Annotated in this window: 1 protein-coding gene; it reads left to right on the forward strand. The window is 68.3% G+C overall.

Annotated elements, in window-relative coordinates; all coding sequences use genetic code 11:
• Positions 1 to 419, forward strand: a 419-nt coding sequence (locus tag U5782_RS41365; RefSeq protein ID WP_322049639.1) for an efflux RND transporter periplasmic adaptor subunit, incomplete at both ends; no start/stop codon positions are given.

Raw genomic sequence — 419 nt, forward strand, 5'->3', positions numbered from 1 at the left:
CAAGTCGCCGTGCGTCAGGCCGACCTCTCGCGCGCGCAGGACGATCTGCGCCGCCGCATGCAGGTCGCGCAAACGGGCGCCGTTTCGCAGGAAGAAGTCTCGCACGCACGCGACACGGTGAAGAGCGCCCAGGCCGCACTCGACGCCGCACAGCAGCAACTCGCCGCGAACCGCGCGCTGACCGCGAACACGACCATCGCCAATCACCCGAACGTGATGGCTGCCGCCGCCAAGGTGCGTGATGCGTACCTCACGAACGCACGCAACACCCTGCCCGCGCCGGTCACGGGTTATGTGGCGAAGCGCTCGGTGCAGGTGGGCCAGCGCGTCTCGCCGGGTACGCCGCTGATGTCGGTGGTGCCGCTGAACGCCGTGTGGGTCGACGCGAACTTCAAGGAAGTGCAGCTCAAGCACATGCG

The sequence above is a fragment of the Paraburkholderia sp. J67 genome (assembly GCF_905220265.1).
In the GTDB taxonomy this organism is placed as follows: domain Bacteria; phylum Pseudomonadota; class Gammaproteobacteria; order Burkholderiales; family Burkholderiaceae; genus Paraburkholderia.